Genomic DNA, 16,893 nt, shown 5'->3' with positions numbered 1-16,893 from the left:
TATTTTATATTTTTTTCACTATATTCTTATAACTTATATATGTTGTAACAAAATATCCACCATATATAATAATTATTGCTCCCATAGTTATTAATGAAGATTCTACTATACTTCCTCTTCCAAATAGTTCTATAAAATCACTAGCTACACAAATTCCAACAATTGAATGAACTATTCCCAAAACAAGTGGTAACATAAAGTATGCTAAGGTTTGAATAAATATTGATTTATTAATCATACTGTTTGGAGCACCTATTCTTCTTAATGAATTATATCTGTCTGCACTATCACTAGCTTCTGATAATTGTTGAAGTGCAAGTACTGCTGCACTTGATATTAAGAAAATTATTCCAAGGTAAAGTACAACATAAAGTATCATTACTGTTGTTCCCTTCATTGATTCCATTACTTCATTTTTAGTTGCTAACATTAAAAATCCATCTTTTGTTTTTTTAATCTTATTTTTAAAGAAGTTTGTAATATAATCTTCTGATGCTTTTTTATCATTTCCATAATTGATATTTAAAATATATTGTTCTGGAGCTAATCCCTTTATTAAATCATCTGGAACGATAAACTCAAAATCTCCTGAAACTGGCGATGTTTGTAATGATTTATCTATAATTTTTTCATCATAAATCTTATACTCTTTTCCATCAATTTTTATTTTTCCACTTTCTTTTATAAGTTTTTCAAGAGTTGGCTTTAATATAGACATGTTACATTGAATTGCCACTTCATTATCCTTTAAATTTAGAGGTTTTTCTCCCTTTAATTTTCTTACCTTATTGTAATCTGAAATACTTACAGCAGATAAGCTAGAATTAAATCCCTTATCTACATTATTTCTAACCTTTGTATCTCCATATTTATATAAAGTATCTTTTGTTGTATTTTTTAATTTATATACTGTTACATAACCTTCCTTATCACTTTTAGGAAGATTAAATTTATTTTCTTTTAAAACATTCTCTAAAGTTTTACCATTTTTCTCTGCATACATTGTAACTGTGGCATCAAAGGGTGTTGTACTATCTATATTTTGTCTTTTAAAACTTACACCAACTGAAAGTATACTTATTGTTAAAAATAACATTAAACATATAACTGCCATTGAAATAAAGTTTGTATTTATTTTGCTATTCATTTGTCTTAATGTAAATATATTAAGTTTTCTTAAATATATTTTTTTATTTTTTTGAATTATTAAAATTAAAAAGCTAGTTAATCCATAGAAAAATAATATTGTTCCAACAATTCCAAGGGCTATTGATATTTTAAGCTCTAAGCTTGCAAAGTCCAATCCTGTTTTAAGTACTAAGTAATATGCATATCCTATCATTCCAATGGAAATTAAAAATATAACTCCTGAAATTATAGGATTTTTTATTTTTATTTTTTCATTTTTCTTATGAGCAGTTAAAAGATCTATTAACTTATATCTTGAAATAACTATTGTATTAAATATCATTACAAGTAAGAATATTACTCCAAAATAAACTGCTGTTTTTATAACTGAATCCATTGATACTATAAATTTGTATTTATCAAGACTTACTTCAAATAATTTTGCTGTAATTAATGATAAACCTTGAGATAAAATAATTCCTAAAATTAATCCTGCAATTAATGAAAATATACCAATAATAAGTTCTTCAAAAACTAATATCTTTGAAATTTTCCCTTTACTCATACCAAGGTACATATAAATTCCAAGTTCTTTTTTTCTTCTTTTTATTAAGAAATTATTTGCATAAAGTATTAATCCACATAAAATAACAGAAACAAAAATAGATATTATACCCATAATTTGTGATAGTGTTTTCATATAATCTTTTGTGCTTGCATTTATAGCTACCATTGAATTTTGATCACCAAGAGTATTAAAACTATAAAATATTGCAACTGCAAAAGTTAAAGTTAAGAAATAGATTGTATAATCCTTAAAACTCTTTCTAACATTATTTAATGCTATATTAGAATACATCGTTTGTTTCACCTCCTAGAAGAGTTACAACTTCAATTATTTTGTTGAAGAAATCTTTTCTAGAATCATTTCCCTTTAAAACTTCATTAAATATTCTTCCGTCTTTTATAAATAAAATTCTATCTGCATAGCTAGCTGTAAATGGATCGTGAGTTACCATTAATATAGTAGCCTCTAACTCTTTATTTATTTTTTCAAAACTTTCTAAAAGTTGTCTTGCTGATTTAGAATCTAAAGCACCTGTTGGTTCATCTGCTAAAACTAAAGATGGATTTGTAACTATAGCCCTTGCAGAGGCAACTCTTTGTTTTTGACCTCCTGATACTTGATATGGATATTTATTTAGTATTTCATAAATTCCAAGTTTTTTTGCTATTTCCTTAACTAATTTATCTACTTCCTTAGCTTTTCTATCTTGTATTGTTAAAGCTAATGCTATATTTTCATAAACAGTTAGGGTATCTAAAAGATTATAGTCTTGAAATATAAATCCTAATTTATCTCTTCTAAACTTTTCTAATTTCTTTCCTTTTAATTTTGTTTCATCTTCACCTTCTAAAATAATTTCTCCTGTTGTTACATTATCTATTGTAGAAATACAATTTAAAAGGGTTGTTTTACCACTTCCTGAAGCCCCCATTATTCCTACGAACTCCCCCTTTTTTACATCAAAGCTTATTCCATCAATAGCCTTTGTTACATTGTCCTTATTTCCATAATACTTTTCTATATTTTTAACTTCTAATATATTGTTCATTAAAATTTCCTCCTAACAATTACTTATCTTATGTGTTTATTCTACTATGTTAATTTCTTTCATCATATTGAATTACTTTTCATTAATCTTACACTTTTGTAAGATTGGATTTTTATTAATCCTAAATTATATTTTTTTATTATATTTATAGTATGCATCTTTTGATATAAAATAGATATATAAACATATATGAAGAGGTGGTAATGATGCAAAAGACAAAAATGATAGTTACTATAGGTCCTTCTATTAAAGATAAAAATAAATTAAAAAGACTTATTAAGGAAGGAATGAATGTAGCAAGAATAAACTTTTATCATCATTCTTATGATGAAATAGAAAAGTTAGTATCCTCTATAAGAGAGTTAGATGAAGAATTAAATACATCTACAGCTATACTAGGAGATATAAGAGATTGCAAAATTAGAACTAATGAATTTATAAATGGAAGTGCTTTCCTTAAAAGTGGTGATGAATTTTCATTTTTATGTGGCAGTGAAATATTAGGAGATAATACTAGATGTTCTATTACTACTTCTTATCTTCATGAAAACTTAAAAATTGACGATAAACTATATATTGAAAATGGATTAATGTCCTTTAAAGTTACTGAAATAATAGGTAGGGAAATTAAATGTACTGTTATTGATGGAGGAACTATTTCAGCCTATAAACAATTAAATATTCCTAACTTTAAACATCCTTCATCAATATATAAAAGAATAGAAAATGATATAGAATTTGCCTGTAATATATCATTAGATTTTATTTCTGCTTCCTGTGTTGAAAATGGCACTGATGCACTAGCATATAGAGATAAAATTCTTGAATATGGAAACAATAAAACTAAGCTTATTTGTGAAATAGAAAATAGTGACAGTGTTACTAATATAGATTCCATTTTAGATGGCTCCTATGGAGTAATTATTTCAAGAGGGGAACTTGGTATTGATATGCCTGTAGAAAGGATTCCTTTTATACAAAAGGAAATAATTAAAAAATGCAATATAAGAAATAAAGTTTCTATAGTATCAACTCAAGTTTTAAGTTCAATGGCTTATTTTCCAAGACCTACAAGGGCAGAATCTAGTGATGTATTTAATGCAGCTTTAGATGGAGCTGATGCAATAATGTTAACTCGTACTACAGCCATTGGAGATTACCCATTGGAAACATTAACAACTCTTAGGAAAATTTTATGTGACAGTGAAAACCACATGAACTTTGCTAAATACATTAAACCCTTCTCTAATAACATTTCAGACTATGATAATTTAATGGCCTCTTCTGTTGCTGAAATATCAAATAAGTTTCCTATAAAAGCTATTATTATTGGTACAGTTGATGGAAGACTTCCAAAATATATTTCAAAATATAGACCAAAGGCCCCTATTATAGCTGTAACAAACAATAAAAATGTTGCTAGAAGTTTTGGACTTGAATTTGGGGTAATTCCTTTTGTATATACTGATTTTGAAAGTAAAGAAACCTTTATGGAAGAGGCTAGAAACCTAGCATTAAATAAAGGTTTTGCAAAAAAATATGATACTATTTTAGTTCTTACAGCAGATAAAACATTTGCTTGGAAAAGTGATACTTTAGAAATTGTTAATATTTAAAATTAAAGCTATATTTTAGTTAAGTGTTGATTTTAGACAACCTTTAAGACTTCCTTAATTTTGCAAAGAGTTTCTATTATATATTTAAAAATAATAAAACTCTAATTGCTTATTAATGTAATCTTAAATTTATATCTAAAATCAGCACTATTTTAAAATATAGCCAAAATTTTAATTTCTGTAATTGTAACTTGAGAAAAAATATATAAACTTATACTAATTCCTTAGAAACTACTTCACCATCTTTTAAAAGAATAATATGGGTTCCATAATCTGCTGATTCCTTTGAGTGAGTAACATTTACTATAGACATTCCTCTTTCCACATTTATTCTTTGAAATAATTTCATTATTTCAGTTCCTGTTTTTGAATCTAAATTTCCTATAGGTTCATCTGCCAAAATTATTTCTGGTTTATTTATTAAAGCTCTAGCTATTGCAACCCTTTGTTGCTGTCCACCTGAAAGTTCCCTTGGAGTTACTTTTCTTTTATTAGATAATTCTATTATATCTAAAATTTCGTCCAAATCCTTTTTATGATCCTTTAACCTTCCACCATCTAATGCTATTGGAAGAAGAATATTATCTTCAACAGTAAGATTTTGAACTAAATTATAAAATTGAAATACAAACCCAAAATCCTTTCTTCTAAGTTTACTCATTTCTCTATCATTAAGCTTATTAAGATTTTTACCATTTAAAAGCACTTCTCCACTACTTGGAGAATCTAATCCTCCAAGTAAATATAATAATGTACTCTTCCCACATCCAGAAGGGCCCATTATTGATACGAATTCACCTTTTTTTACCTCTAAATTTATATTTTTTAATATATCAATTTTTTCATTGCCAACTTTAAAACTTTTACACAAATTTTTAGTTTCAATTATCCTCTCCATAAACTTCACCCTTTTACTCATACTTTATTTCTTTAACTACTGATATTTTTGAAGCTTTAAATACTGGGGCAAGGGATGCAAAAAGCATAAGTATAATTCCAAATAAGCATAAACCTATAAGCTCCTTATATGGAATTATTATTTTTAAATAACTATCTAAAGATAAGGTTATCTCTGGCACAAATCTACATATAGCTACCCCTGTAATAACTCCAAGTATGCTACCAAAAATCCCTATTGTCATTCCTTCAATAAATATCATACCGTTTCTTTGTAATTTACTCATTCCAACTGATGCTAATACTGCAAGTTCCTTTTTCCTTTGCATAAAGCTTACCATTAAGTTGTTCATTATTCCAAGAGAACCTATCACTAATGCCATTATTGAAAAACTTTCTAAAGAACTCATAAGTCCTCCATTATTTTTAAGTTCTGTATCTTCTAATTGTTTTTTTGTTTTTATTGCTACACCGTAATCTTCAAGTTTTTTCTTTAATTTTTTATCTAGTGCAGATTGTGAAATTTTATTTCCTTTAACTAAAATCTCATTTGGAACCCTTCTATTAAAATCTTTCTTAAAGTTTTTTTCACTAATTAAACAATTTCTTTTATTAGCACTTATTGGAGATGCTAAAAATCCAACTATCTTGTATTCATAACTTTTACCATCAATTATAATATTTATTTTGTCACCACTTTTAAATTTATATTTTTTATTATATATATCAGCTAAAATGATATATTTCCCATCACTTAACTTATTCAAAATTTCCTTATTAGAATCTGAATTACTATTAAATATTTTTTCACCGCTAAAGTACTCATTATATTTTTTAGGATTAAACCCTTTAAGCACTCCTATATGAGTTTTATTACCTTTAATTTCCACGTTATGTTCACTATATATTTTCTCATAGCTTTTAACTTCTTTTCCCTTTAGATCTTTTAATTCACTTAAAATATTTTCATAATTAGTTTTTGAAAGACCTGATATAGAAACTTCATAATCTTCTCCAGAATAAGAATTTGTTATTAAACTCTTTACACTATATGAAGCTACATATATAGCAGTAACTGCAGCTAAAGCGGTACATATTAAAACACCATTATTCATTAAGTTTTTTGAAGTAGAAATATTTTTTAAAGCTAAAACTCCAACATTTCCAAATAGTAATTTATAAACACCCTGTAATACTTTTGATAAAACTTTAAATATTATAGGTATAATCATAACCATTCCAATTAATACTGAAAAAGCACAGCCAATACTTATTAAAAAACTTCCAGTATTCTCAAATTTATTTATATAAATAAATGGCCAAATTATAAGTATAAATCCAATAATCCATAATAGAGGATGTTCCTTATTACTTACTGAATACTCTCCTAATATTATTTCTTTTACAGAAAACTTTGAAACACTTAATATTGGAATAAGAGAACTTACTAAACATAATGCTAGTGATATGCAGTATGCCATTATTAAATTTTTCAAGTCAAAATTTACTGTTGTGTTTATTCCAAAATCCTTAAATTGATTAGCACTATCAGATAGTAAATATAATATTGGGAATCCAAGTCCTGTTCCAATTAAACATCCAATTACTCCATATATTAAACTTTCAAGTACTATAAGAAAATCTGTTTCTAACTTAGTTGCTCCAACACTTCTAAAGGTTCCTATAACTCCCATTCTTTCTATTATAGTAACCTTAAAGGATGAGTAAATTATAAATGCAGCCATTAATATTACAACTGAAAGCATTACGTAAAATGGTATTGTAAATTGTTTAACCATATTATCTAATGAATCTTTACTTAAAGTTTCTTTTATTAAATAATCTTTTAAATTACCTTTCCTTAAGTCCTTTACACTTTTATTTGTTTTAATTAATGCTGAAGTTAATAGCTCTTTCCTATCTAACATTTTAGATAACCCACTATTACTCATTACAATTGTAATTTCTCCTGGTTTCTCTGTAAAAAAACCTGATGGAAGGGACACCTCTTCTATTTTTAATTTTAAATTTTTTCCTTCACTTTTTACTTTAAAATCATTTCCCTTTTTCAAATTGAAATCTTTAATAAATTTTTCTGAAACTATAACTTTATTTTTACTTATATTATCTTCATTTTTATCTTTTTCATAAAAATCAATGGGGTTTATACTTTGAAGATTTTTTATACTATCAACTGCTAATATATTAACCTTTAATGACTTACCCTTATCTTTAAATAGACCAACTCCATTATATATATAAACCTTTTCATTATCTTTAAAATTTTTATTTAATACTTTCTTATCTATAAAAGGATCATTAGAACTTTCCTTTGGAGTTATTATTATATTTGCATTCCCAAACTCTGCTTTATTTTTATTAGTTACCATTTCCTTAAAGTTATCTGAAGTTCCAAAGGATGCAAAGGTCATTGCAGTAGTTATTGCAACTGCAAGTAATATTAATATACTTCTTAATTTCTTTTCCCATATATTTTTAAATAAATATGTAAACAATATTCTCAATATTTTCTCACCCCAAACATAAACCATTTTATTTTTATTTCTTTTATTTATAATACCACATATAAAACATAGTTGATGTATTTATTAGTTATTTTAAAATATAGCTTTATTATTTTATGATATAATTTTTATATAAATTTAAGGAGGATATTCTATGGTTATTTTAACTAAAAAAGATACAAGATCTCCCCAAAATATAAAAAAAATTATTGATGAATATATAAATAATAGAAAACATAAAAGTATACTAAATAGTTGTTTATACATTGCAATTTTAATTTTTTGCTTTGGACTATTTATAAATAAAGTTTTAGGAACTGGCATTTTTAATATGATGGTTTTAATGTGTATACTTGTAGCTTTATTTTTATTTTTTGATTCTATTAAGGAATTTTTTAATTTAAGAAAAGCAGAAAAATCTTCATATAGATATAAAATAATTAATGGTACATTAGAAGCTAAAAGAAATAGTAATAATAAAGGAAGTAAAATAAATTATTTTGTTAATGATACAAAAATTTATATAGCAGATAAATTTAATATGAATGACTTAAATCCATATTTAAATAAAAGAGTTAATGGCTATTTTATAGGAGATTATCTTATCCTTTTAGAAATAATTTAAAATTTTTATAATATTATATACAATAAATTTATGCAAAATTAAAGTAGACAAAAACTAAACTGCTTCCTACCCTATTTGGCATGAAGCAGTTTAAATTAACTTATCCACTTTAATTAATATTATTATGCAAATTACTTTAATGCTCTACTATTATTTCTACTCCATAATGATCTGATACAATGGCTTCATTAACTCCATTAAATATAACTGAACTCCTTGAAACATCTAATAACTTATTTGTAAAAATTATATCTAATCTCATCTTTTCTTTGTTTTCTTCCCAGCCATCAATTTTTTCTGTAACTGTGTATTCTGATCCCTTTTTAGCAGCTAAATTATAGGTATCATAAAGACCCATATCCTTTATAAAATCATATCCTTCATTTCTTACTAAAGCATCATTGTTAAAATCTCCCATAACAAAGGCTAAATTATTACTTTCACATATTTTCTTATATAAATTTTTTCCTTGATAAATAAAATCTTCCTCTTTATCATTCCACCAACCTAGGTGACAGGAATAAATATCTATATTTTCATTGTTGTATTTTATTGTTCCCTTTACTATCTTTCTTGTTTTCCAAAAATTTATATCCTTACTTTTTGAAATAAAGAAACTTTCCTTATTTATAATTTCATGTTTTGAAAGTATTGCTAATCCCTCTTCATATTTCCCATATCCTATATGAGAAAAGTCCCATGAAAAGTTATAATTAAATCCACCAAGATTTTTTATTTCATTAATTAAAACTAAAGCATAATTGTCTTCCTTTATATTATCAAATACTATTTTTGAGTCTATACTCTGACTAACTTCCTGTAGTGCTATTACATCATAATTATTTTTTACTATAGTTTTTGCTAAATATTTTATTTTATCTAATTGATTATCCTCTTGCCATGAATGACAGTTTAATGTAAGTAATTTCATTTTTCTAAACTCCTAAAATATCTTGAACATTAGACTTTAATATATCAGCCTTTGGTCCATAAACAGCTTGTACCCCTTTATCCTTCACTATTAATCCAAGAGCTCCATTTTCTCTCCATGCCTTTTCATCTCCAACTAAACTTAAGTCTTTAACAGTAACACGAAGACGAGTCATACAAGCATCTACATCTGCTATATTATCTTTTCCTCCTAATAATTCAATTGCTCTTTCTGCAATTTTATCATTTGAGGCATTATTATTTTTACTGCTTTCAGTATTTCCATTATCATTACTATCTTCACTATCTATGTAATTTCCTGCACGTCCTGGAGTTGCTATATTGAATTTCTTTATTAAGAAAGTAAATACTCCAAAGTTTACAAAGAAGAATATTATCGCAACTATAACAAAGTTTATTAAATCTCCAGTTAAACCTGCATTTACTAGTAATGGTGAACGAGTAAGTAATTCAATAAATCCAAAGGCATGTACTCTTAAATTAAGTAAATCTGCTAATGCAAAACCTATACCTGTTATAACAGCATATACTCCATATAAAATTGGTGATATAAACATAAACATAAATTCTAAAGGTTCTGTTACTCCAGTTAAAAATACTGCAATTGCAGCTGAGAAAAATACTGATTTGTACTTTTTCTTTTTGTCTGGGTCAACATTTCTATACATTGCAAAGGCAATCCCAATAAGAGATGCACTTGATAAAATTACTTGTCCTGCTTTAAAACGTGCTGGTGTAACAGTTGCTAATAAGTGGTTGTATTGTGCCATATCTCCAGCTTGTTTTAAATTATTTAAATCAGTAATCCATGCAAGCCATAATGGATCTTGTCCTGCAACTACTGAACCTGCTGTAGGTCCTGTAAGTACGTGATATACTCCACCAAGTTCTGTATAGTTTATAGGTACAGTTAACATATGGTGTAATCCAAATGGTAATAATAAACGTTCTAATGTTCCATATAAAAATGGTGCTATTACTGGTGCTGAATCTTTAGATGTTGCAATCCATTGACCAAAAGAATTTAATCCATATTGTATAAATGGCCATATAATAGCTAATATTATTGCAGTAATTGTTGAACCTATTATAACTACAAAAGGTACAAAACGTTTACCATTGAAAAATGCTAATGCATTTGGTAACTTATTAAAATTATAATACTTATTATATAAAGCTGCTCCTAAAAATCCTGAAATAATACCAATAAATACACCCATATTTAATGCTGGTGCTCCAAGAACTGATATAAAGTAATCCTTAGCTAAAAGTGTTTGTCCAGTAAGTGAATGAACTGTAGCAGTTGAAGTTTTACTTAGCATTTCTGCTGTTACTCCAAATATTACTCCTGTTATTCTATTAGTAAGTACAAATGCTAAAGCCCCTGCAAATGCTCCTCCAGCACGTTCCTTTGCCCAAGAACCACCAATTGCTACTGCAAATAGTAAATTAAGATTACCAATTATTGCCCAACCTATATCCTCCATAACTCTTGCAATAGTTTTTACAAAATCTACATCTACATATATTCCTATAAGTTTTCCTATTGAAATCATAAGGCCGGCAGCTGGCATAACTGCAACAACTACCAATAAAGCCTTACCAAATTTTTGCCAAAAATCAAATGATCCAATCCTAAATTTCTTCATCCCATTATACCTCCAAATATTTATTAGAAACTTTTATATATTCTGCATTCATAAGGTTTTAAAGTAAATTCTGTTATATCTTTGTGGTCTTCAACCTTATAATTACTTAAAATTAAGTTTTTACTACTAAGTTTCTCTTTTTGGTAACTATACTTAGCTTCTTCTTTTGCTAAATTACTTATTATAATATATTTTTCTTTTCCTAAAGTTCTTATGTAAGCATAAATCTTCTCATCCTCTTCTAATATTAAATCATAACTTCCATATATTAATGTTTCACTTGATTTTCTAAGGGATATAAGATTTTTATAAAAATTAAGAACTGAATCCTTATCCTTCTCTTCCATTTCTACATTTATATATTTATAATTATCATTTACCTTTATCCATGGATTTCCTTCTGTAAACCCTGCATTTTCACTTGAATTCCACTGCATTGGAGTACGTGCATTATCCCTTGAAGTTGCCCATACCTCCTTCATGGCTTTTTCCTTTGAAACTCCCTCTTTAATTTTTTCATTATAATTATTTATACACTTTATATCTTGATATTCTTCTATAGTTTCAAATTTTACATTAGTCATTCCTATTTCTTGACCTTGATATATAAAAGGTGTTCCTTGCTGAAGAAAATATGTTGCTGCAAAAGCCTTTGCTGATTCTTTTAAATATTTTCCATCATCTCCACAAGTTGAAGTGCATCTTGGTATATCATGGTTTTCAATAAATAATGCATTCCATCCATTACCATCTAAATCCTTTTGCCATCTAGTTAATACATCTTTATACTTTTTAATGTTAAAGCCTTCATTTTCATCATAATCCCATAGATGTAAATGCTCGAACTGGAATATCATATTAAATTTACCTTTATCTTCACTAACCCATTCTTCAGCTTCATCTGAATTTACTCCATTAGCTTCTCCAACAGTCATTATATTGTACTTATCAAAGGTTTCTTCTTTTAGCTCTTTTAAATATTTTTGTATTCCTTCTACATTCATATGCTTATCAAAGGAAGATACATATTTTAAATCTTTTGGATTTTCCATATCCTTAAGTCCATCTTCCTTTTTTATATGACTTATAGCATCTACTCTAAATCCATCTATTCCTTTATCAAGCCACCAATTAATCATTTTATATATTTCTTTTCTCATATTTTCATTTTCCCAATTTAAATCTGGCTGCTTCTTAGTAAATAAATGCATATAATATTGCTTTCTATCCTCACAATATTCCCAAGCTGATCCTTTAAAAATACTTTCCCAGTTATTTGGTTCTTTTTTATCTTTACCATCTCTCCAAATATACCAATCACTTTTTTCATTATCCCTAGAAGATTTTGACTCTTTAAACCACTTATGTTCATCACTTGTATGATTTATAACTAAATCAATAATAAGCTTCATTCCTCTATTATGAACTTCTTTAAGTAATTCATTAAAATCTTCCATACTTCCAAACTCATTAAGTATTTCTTCATAATCACTTATGTCATATCCATTATCATCATTTGGTGATTTGTACATTGGACAAACCCATATAACATCTATTCCTAAATCTTTTAAATAATCTAGCTTAGATATTATCCCTTTAATATCTCCAATTCCATCTCCATTAGAATCTTTAAAACTTTTAGTATATATCTGATAACCAATTAATTCTTTCCACCATTTTTTCTTCATATAAATCTATCACCTTTTCTATTTAAAGATTTCAGGCAAACGTTTGCCCAAAATACAAAAATTTTTATAGCTGCTATTTAACAACTATATTATCTTAATTTTTCTAAATATATTACTATTAAATTTTTTAGTTTTATTTCTAATTTCACTAGTCCTTTATAAACTTTAGTTTTTTCTTTGCAATTTTATGTAAAGCTTTTCTTTAGTTTATAAATTTATATTATCAAATTTTTTAAATGTTATCAAAGGTGGTTATAATAAAATTTCTTAATATTTCCTATAGATATCTCTTAATTACTTCCTATTACTCTTTATTTTGTGCAAACGTTTGCCTTAAAGAGTAATAAAAAACAATCTCTTTCAAATAAAGATTGTTTTTTATCTTTCAATAAATTTTGTTTCTACTATATGATAATTAGTTTTATTTTTTCTTTTTCCATTTAATGTACTAATAAGTAAGTTTGTTGCCTCATAACCAAGTTCAGTAGCATTTATATCAATTGAAGCTATTGGTGGATTTTGATATTTAGTCATTGGCGTGTTGTTAAATCCAATAACCTTTATATTTTTAATTTTATTTTCTAAAAGAAACTTATTAGCTCCAATTGCTAAAAGATCCTCTGTTGTAACAACAGCATCTAAAGATTTATCTTTTAAAATTTTCTTCATTGCATCATAGCCACATTCTTCTGTAAAATCTATTCCTTCCATTACAATATCTTTATTAAAAGGAATTTTATTTTTTCTTAATGCATCCTTATATCCATTCAATCTATATTTTGAAACTTTCCAGTCCTTTTTAGCACCTATAAATCCAATTTTATTATGACCTTCTTTTATTAACTTATTTACTAAATTATACATAGCTTTAAAGTTATCATTATCTACCCAAAGTATATTTTTATCATCATCTGGTCTTCCTACTACTACAAAAGGAAAGTTTATTTCTTTTAAATAATTTATACATTTATCATTTTCTCTTGCTGTTAGAAGGCATATTCCATCTAATAAGTTGCTAGATGTAAATTCTTTAACACCTTTTAATTCATCTTCCTCATTTTTACTAAAGGCATACATTATATAATAACCATTTTCTTCAGCCCCAATACTCATTCCTTTCATAGCTTCAACAAAGAATGGATTTGAAAATAAGTCTGCAGCTTCGTTAGGAAGAACAACTCCTAATATTCTAGTTTTGTTACTAACTAACCCTCTAGCCATAACATTTGGAGTATAATTTAACTTTTTTATTGCCTTATTTACTTTTGCTTTTGTTTCTTCGCTTATTTTATGACTATTTGATATAACTCTTGAAACGGTAGAAGGTGCAACATTTGCTTCCTTTGCCACATCTTTTATAGTTACTTTCAAGTTATCACCTCCAAAATATTAAACGTTTAATTTAATATATCATATTTTTTATAATTATTCTATTATGATAAATTACAAACTCATTTTAAGAATAATTAACCTCCATATCATTTGCTGATATGAAGGTTAATTACTAAATAGCTATTTAAATTATACTGGTATTTTTAATACTATTTTTCTTATATTTTCATTTTTATTAACTTTTAATCCTGGCATATGAGCATCCTGTGGATAAAATAATGCAAAACTTCCTTCATTTAATAGAATTTCACATTCTCCTTCCCCTTTTAAGCTACAGAAATCTCCTTCTTCATTATACTTTACTATTTCCATATCATTAAAATATCCATATCCTATTTTTTCTTGTCCTTTTACCATATATTGAATATCTATGTATCTTTTATGTGATTCCCATTTTCCATCTAAAGGATCTTTAGTAGTATATTCTGATATTGCATAGAAGAAATCTTCTCCTTCTATTTTATGTGCTCCTTTTTCATCCTTTGAAAAATCATGAGTTTTTAAAAACTTACATGCTTTCTTCATAATTTCATTGTTACAATACATCTCTAAATTTTCTACTCTGTCTAATATCATTTTTCTTCCCCCATTAAAAAAAGCTATGCAGAAAAATAATTCATCTTACATAACTTTAAGTTATTACTATTAATTTCCTAATTTAATTATATTTATTCAAGAAAACATTTTCAAGTAAATTTTAACATTTTTATTATTAATATCCTTATTTAAAATAAAAAATAGCAGTTTAATATACCCATTTTATTAAACTGCTTATACTTTAAATTATTTGTTTAACCAATCCCCACTATTAACCTTTATAAGTTTATCTTCAATATTCTTCTTAGAATCTTTATTATACTTATAAAAGTATGCTTTTTCTTTAGTCCCATCTTCTAAAGAAACCTCTACTTCTTCTCTTATATACTCCGAATTTTTATCTCCCTCAATATAACTCTCAAGTTCATCTAATTCAATTAATGTACTATTAAAATCTTTAAATTCCATTAATTCTCCAACAACTTCTTTGTCCCCACAAATTACTGCTGGATATCCCTTATTTTCTATATGGAATAACTCTCCATTAATCTTTCCTAATTTTAACCCTTTAACCTTACCCTTTAATAACTTATCATAGTTGAACATCCCACTTCTAAGACTTCCATAAACAAATACCTTATTAACTAACATATTTCTCCACCTACTGCCTTTATATCTTCACTGTATATAGTACAAGCTTCTATAGCTAATTCTATACCTTTAATAATCTCTTCTAATGACATAAATGGTGTATTTTTTTTATTAATTACTTGAGATGTTGCATATGGAATGTGAATAAATCCACCTTTAATATTTGGATATTTTTTATCAATCATGTATAAAACCCCATACATTACATGATTGCATACAAATGTTCCTGCTGTATTTGATAATGTACTTGGAACTCCATTTTCATTTAAATGTTTAACAATCCCCTTCACTGGTAAACTTGAAAAATAAGCTCCTTCTCCGTCTTCCCTTATAACTTCATCTACTGGTTGGTTGCCTTCGTTATCTTTAATTCTAAAATCATTAACATTTATTGCTACCCTTTCTGGAGTTATTTCAAATCTTCCTCCAGCTTGTCCTATTGATATTACTATGTCCGGTCTATTTTCTATAATAGCTTTCTCAATTTTCTCTAAAGATTTTTCATAAACAGTTGGTATTATAAGCTTTATAACTTCAGCTCCATTTATATTTTCTGAAACTCTCATTACAGCTTCCTCAGCTGGATTTATTTTTTCTCCTCCAAAAGGATCAAAACCTGTTAATAATACTTTCATTTGTTAATTCCTCCCTCTTTTGTATATTTTATATTAAAGCATTTACTTAAAATGCTAAGAAATACATTGCAAATATGTGCATAACTAATAAGATTATAGCTGTTGGTGCCTGATGTTTTATTACTTCATATTGATTTTTACAATCTAATAGTGCTGATGGCACTATATTAAAGTTTGCTGCCATTGGTGTTAAAAGTGTTCCACAATATCCTGCTGTAAGAGCTAATGCTCCAACTATTGCTGGATTTCCTCCTTGTGCAAGTACAAATGGAACTCCAATTCCTGCTGTAATTACTGAAAATGCCGCAAAACCATTTCCCATAACCATTGTAAATAACGCCATTCCAAGTACATAAGCTACTACCCCTAAAAATCTACTATCCTGAGGTACTATACCTGAAATTTGATTTGATATAACATCTCCAACTCCAGCTTTTGTAAATAATGCTCCAAGTGCAACTAATAATTGTGGTAACATACTTGTTGGTCCCATTTGATTGAAAAGTCTTGCTCCATCATTAATTGCTTCTTTTGGCTTAGCCTTTGTAATTGAAAATACTGCAATCATAGCTGCCATTGCACCTATTCCAATAGCAAATTGTGATGAATTTTTATAGTCAGTTAATGCCATTGCAACTACAACTGATGCTATTGCTAAAACTAATGAAGGTAAAAAAATCTTATTTTTAAATTTTTGTGAAGCTTTTAGTCCTTCTTCTTCAGTTGCAACATCATATTTTGCAAAAACAACTTGCTTTGAAAGAGTTAATAAACTTGATAATATAAGTATCCCACCAATTATATTTGCAGGCAATACCTTACCTAAAATAAATGGTAGAGCCATCATAGTCCAAAATAGTGCAGTAAAATATCTTTTGTTTGAATCTATAGTTTTATATGCCTTATATGCTATAACTAGCATAAGCAATCCCATTGTTATATAAAAAATCTCTAAAGATACATTTATGAATTCTTGCATATAC

14 protein-coding genes are annotated in these 16,893 nt (G+C 26.7%); 2 read left to right on the top strand and 12 right to left on the bottom strand.

All coding sequences use genetic code 11. The features are described 5' to 3' along the window. Positions 1-4: 4 nt before the first annotated feature. Both J2S18_RS06855 and J2S18_RS06850 read right to left on the bottom strand, forming a co-directional pair. The gene (locus tag J2S18_RS06855) at positions 5-1,987 is read right to left on the bottom strand and encodes an ABC transporter permease (protein ID WP_307484950.1); all 1,983 of its coding nucleotides are present in this window, start codon (positions 1,985-1,987) and stop codon (positions 5-7) included. Next, complete coding sequence (locus J2S18_RS06850; protein ID WP_307484947.1) at positions 1,977-2,744, bottom strand: ABC transporter ATP-binding protein; 768 nt, start codon at positions 2,742-2,744, stop codon at positions 1,977-1,979. Before J2S18_RS06850 ends, J2S18_RS06855 begins: the two co-directional genes overlap by 11 nt. A 206-nt stretch (positions 2,745-2,950) precedes the next feature. Here J2S18_RS06850 and pyk point away from each other — a divergent pair, with 206 nt between their 5' ends. After that, entirely contained in the window at positions 2,951-4,360 is a 1,410-nt protein-coding gene (gene pyk / locus J2S18_RS06845) for a pyruvate kinase (protein ID WP_307484945.1), read from the top strand. A gap of 211 nt (positions 4,361-4,571) precedes the next feature. Here the strand turns inward: pyk and J2S18_RS06840 are convergent, their stop codons facing one another. Together J2S18_RS06840 and J2S18_RS06835 are read right to left on the bottom strand one after the other, a co-directional pair. After that, positions 4,572-5,258 (bottom strand): ABC transporter ATP-binding protein, encoded by a 687-nt coding sequence (locus J2S18_RS06840; RefSeq protein WP_307484944.1) that lies wholly within the window; start codon positions 5,256-5,258, stop codon positions 4,572-4,574. A 13-nt stretch (positions 5,259-5,271) separates the two neighbouring features. Continuing rightward, a complete protein-coding gene (locus tag J2S18_RS06835) occupies positions 5,272-7,782 on the bottom strand; it encodes an ABC transporter permease (protein ID WP_307484943.1) in 2,511 nt (836 codons plus the stop codon). Positions 7,783-7,936: 154 nt separating this feature from the next. On the opposite strand from J2S18_RS06835, the gene J2S18_RS06830 reads away from it, so the two are divergent. Further along, a complete protein-coding gene (locus tag J2S18_RS06830) occupies positions 7,937-8,407 on the top strand; it encodes a hypothetical protein (RefSeq protein WP_307484941.1) in 471 nt (156 codons plus the stop codon). Positions 8,408-8,543: 136 nt separating this feature from the next. Here the strand turns inward: J2S18_RS06830 and J2S18_RS06825 are convergent, their stop codons facing one another. The 8 genes from J2S18_RS06825 to J2S18_RS06790 all read right to left on the bottom strand — a co-directional run bounded on the left by J2S18_RS06825 (position 8,544) and on the right by J2S18_RS06790 (position 16,889). Beyond that, complete coding sequence (locus J2S18_RS06825; RefSeq protein WP_307484938.1) at positions 8,544-9,338, bottom strand: endonuclease/exonuclease/phosphatase family protein; 795 nt, start codon at positions 9,336-9,338, stop codon at positions 8,544-8,546. Positions 9,339-9,342: 4 nt separating this feature from the next. Then, on the bottom strand, positions 9,343-11,007 hold the full coding sequence (locus tag J2S18_RS06820; protein ID WP_307484936.1) for a PTS transporter subunit IIBC: 1,665 nt from the start codon (positions 11,005-11,007) through the stop codon (positions 9,343-9,345). A gap of 23 nt (positions 11,008-11,030) precedes the next feature. Beyond that, a complete protein-coding gene (locus tag J2S18_RS06815) occupies positions 11,031-12,695 on the bottom strand; it encodes a glycoside hydrolase family 13 protein (RefSeq protein WP_307484933.1) in 1,665 nt (554 codons plus the stop codon). A gap of 378 nt (positions 12,696-13,073) precedes the next feature. Beyond that, a complete protein-coding gene (locus tag J2S18_RS06810) occupies positions 13,074-14,066 on the bottom strand; it encodes a LacI family DNA-binding transcriptional regulator (protein ID WP_307484931.1) in 993 nt (330 codons plus the stop codon). Positions 14,067-14,216: 150 nt separating this feature from the next. Then, positions 14,217-14,663 carry a NanQ anomerase/TabA/YiaL family protein gene (locus tag J2S18_RS06805; protein WP_307484929.1) on the bottom strand — a complete coding sequence of 149 codons (447 nt, stop codon included), beginning with the start codon at positions 14,661-14,663 and terminating at the stop codon, positions 14,217-14,219. Between the two features lie 207 nt (positions 14,664-14,870). Continuing rightward, the gene (locus J2S18_RS06800) at positions 14,871-15,275 is read right to left on the bottom strand and encodes a gamma-glutamylcyclotransferase family protein (protein WP_307484928.1); all 405 of its coding nucleotides are present in this window, start codon (positions 15,273-15,275) and stop codon (positions 14,871-14,873) included. Continuing rightward, entirely contained in the window at positions 15,269-15,910 is a 642-nt protein-coding gene (gene pcp / locus J2S18_RS06795) for a pyroglutamyl-peptidase I (RefSeq protein WP_307484925.1), read from the bottom strand. The genes J2S18_RS06800 and pcp overlap by 7 nt, the downstream gene beginning before the upstream one ends. A 46-nt stretch (positions 15,911-15,956) precedes the next feature. Further along, positions 15,957-16,889 carry a DUF979 domain-containing protein gene (locus tag J2S18_RS06790; RefSeq protein ID WP_307484922.1) on the bottom strand — a complete coding sequence of 311 codons (933 nt, stop codon included), beginning with the start codon at positions 16,887-16,889 and terminating at the stop codon, positions 15,957-15,959. Positions 16,890-16,893 lie beyond the last annotated feature (4 nt).

The organism is Eubacterium multiforme (assembly GCF_030813415.1).
GTDB lineage: Bacteria > Bacillota > Clostridia > Clostridiales > Clostridiaceae > Clostridium > Clostridium multiforme.
The sequence above is the reverse complement of the archived record's forward strand: the minus strand, read 5'-3'. Positions and strand labels throughout refer to the sequence as shown.

Coding starts and splice junctions, on each gene's coding strand:
- J2S18_RS06840 (WP_307484944.1), bottom strand. CDS start 5,258: ATGGAGAGGATAATTGAAACTAAAAATTTGTGTAAAAGTTTTAAAGTT.
- J2S18_RS06805 (WP_307484929.1), bottom strand. CDS start 14,663: ATGATATTAGACAGAGTAGAAAATTTAGAGATGTATTGTAACAATGAA.
- J2S18_RS06830 (WP_307484941.1), top strand. CDS start 7,937: ATGGTTATTTTAACTAAAAAAGATACAAGATCTCCCCAAAATATAAAA.
- J2S18_RS06825 (WP_307484938.1), bottom strand. CDS start 9,338: ATGAAATTACTTACATTAAACTGTCATTCATGGCAAGAGGATAATCAA.
- J2S18_RS06800 (WP_307484928.1), bottom strand. CDS start 15,275: ATGTTAGTTAATAAGGTATTTGTTTATGGAAGTCTTAGAAGTGGGATG.
- J2S18_RS06790 (WP_307484922.1), bottom strand. CDS start 16,889: ATGCAAGAATTCATAAATGTATCTTTAGAGATTTTTTATATAACAATG.
- pyk (WP_307484945.1), top strand. CDS start 2,951: ATGCAAAAGACAAAAATGATAGTTACTATAGGTCCTTCTATTAAAGAT.
- J2S18_RS06850 (WP_307484947.1), bottom strand. CDS start 2,744: ATGAACAATATATTAGAAGTTAAAAATATAGAAAAGTATTATGGAAAT.
- J2S18_RS06815 (WP_307484933.1), bottom strand. CDS start 12,695: ATGAAGAAAAAATGGTGGAAAGAATTAATTGGTTATCAGATATATACT.
- J2S18_RS06820 (WP_307484936.1), bottom strand. CDS start 11,007: ATGAAGAAATTTAGGATTGGATCATTTGATTTTTGGCAAAAATTTGGT.
- J2S18_RS06855 (WP_307484950.1), bottom strand. CDS start 1,987: ATGTATTCTAATATAGCATTAAATAATGTTAGAAAGAGTTTTAAGGAT.
- pcp (WP_307484925.1), bottom strand. CDS start 15,910: ATGAAAGTATTATTAACAGGTTTTGATCCTTTTGGAGGAGAAAAAATA.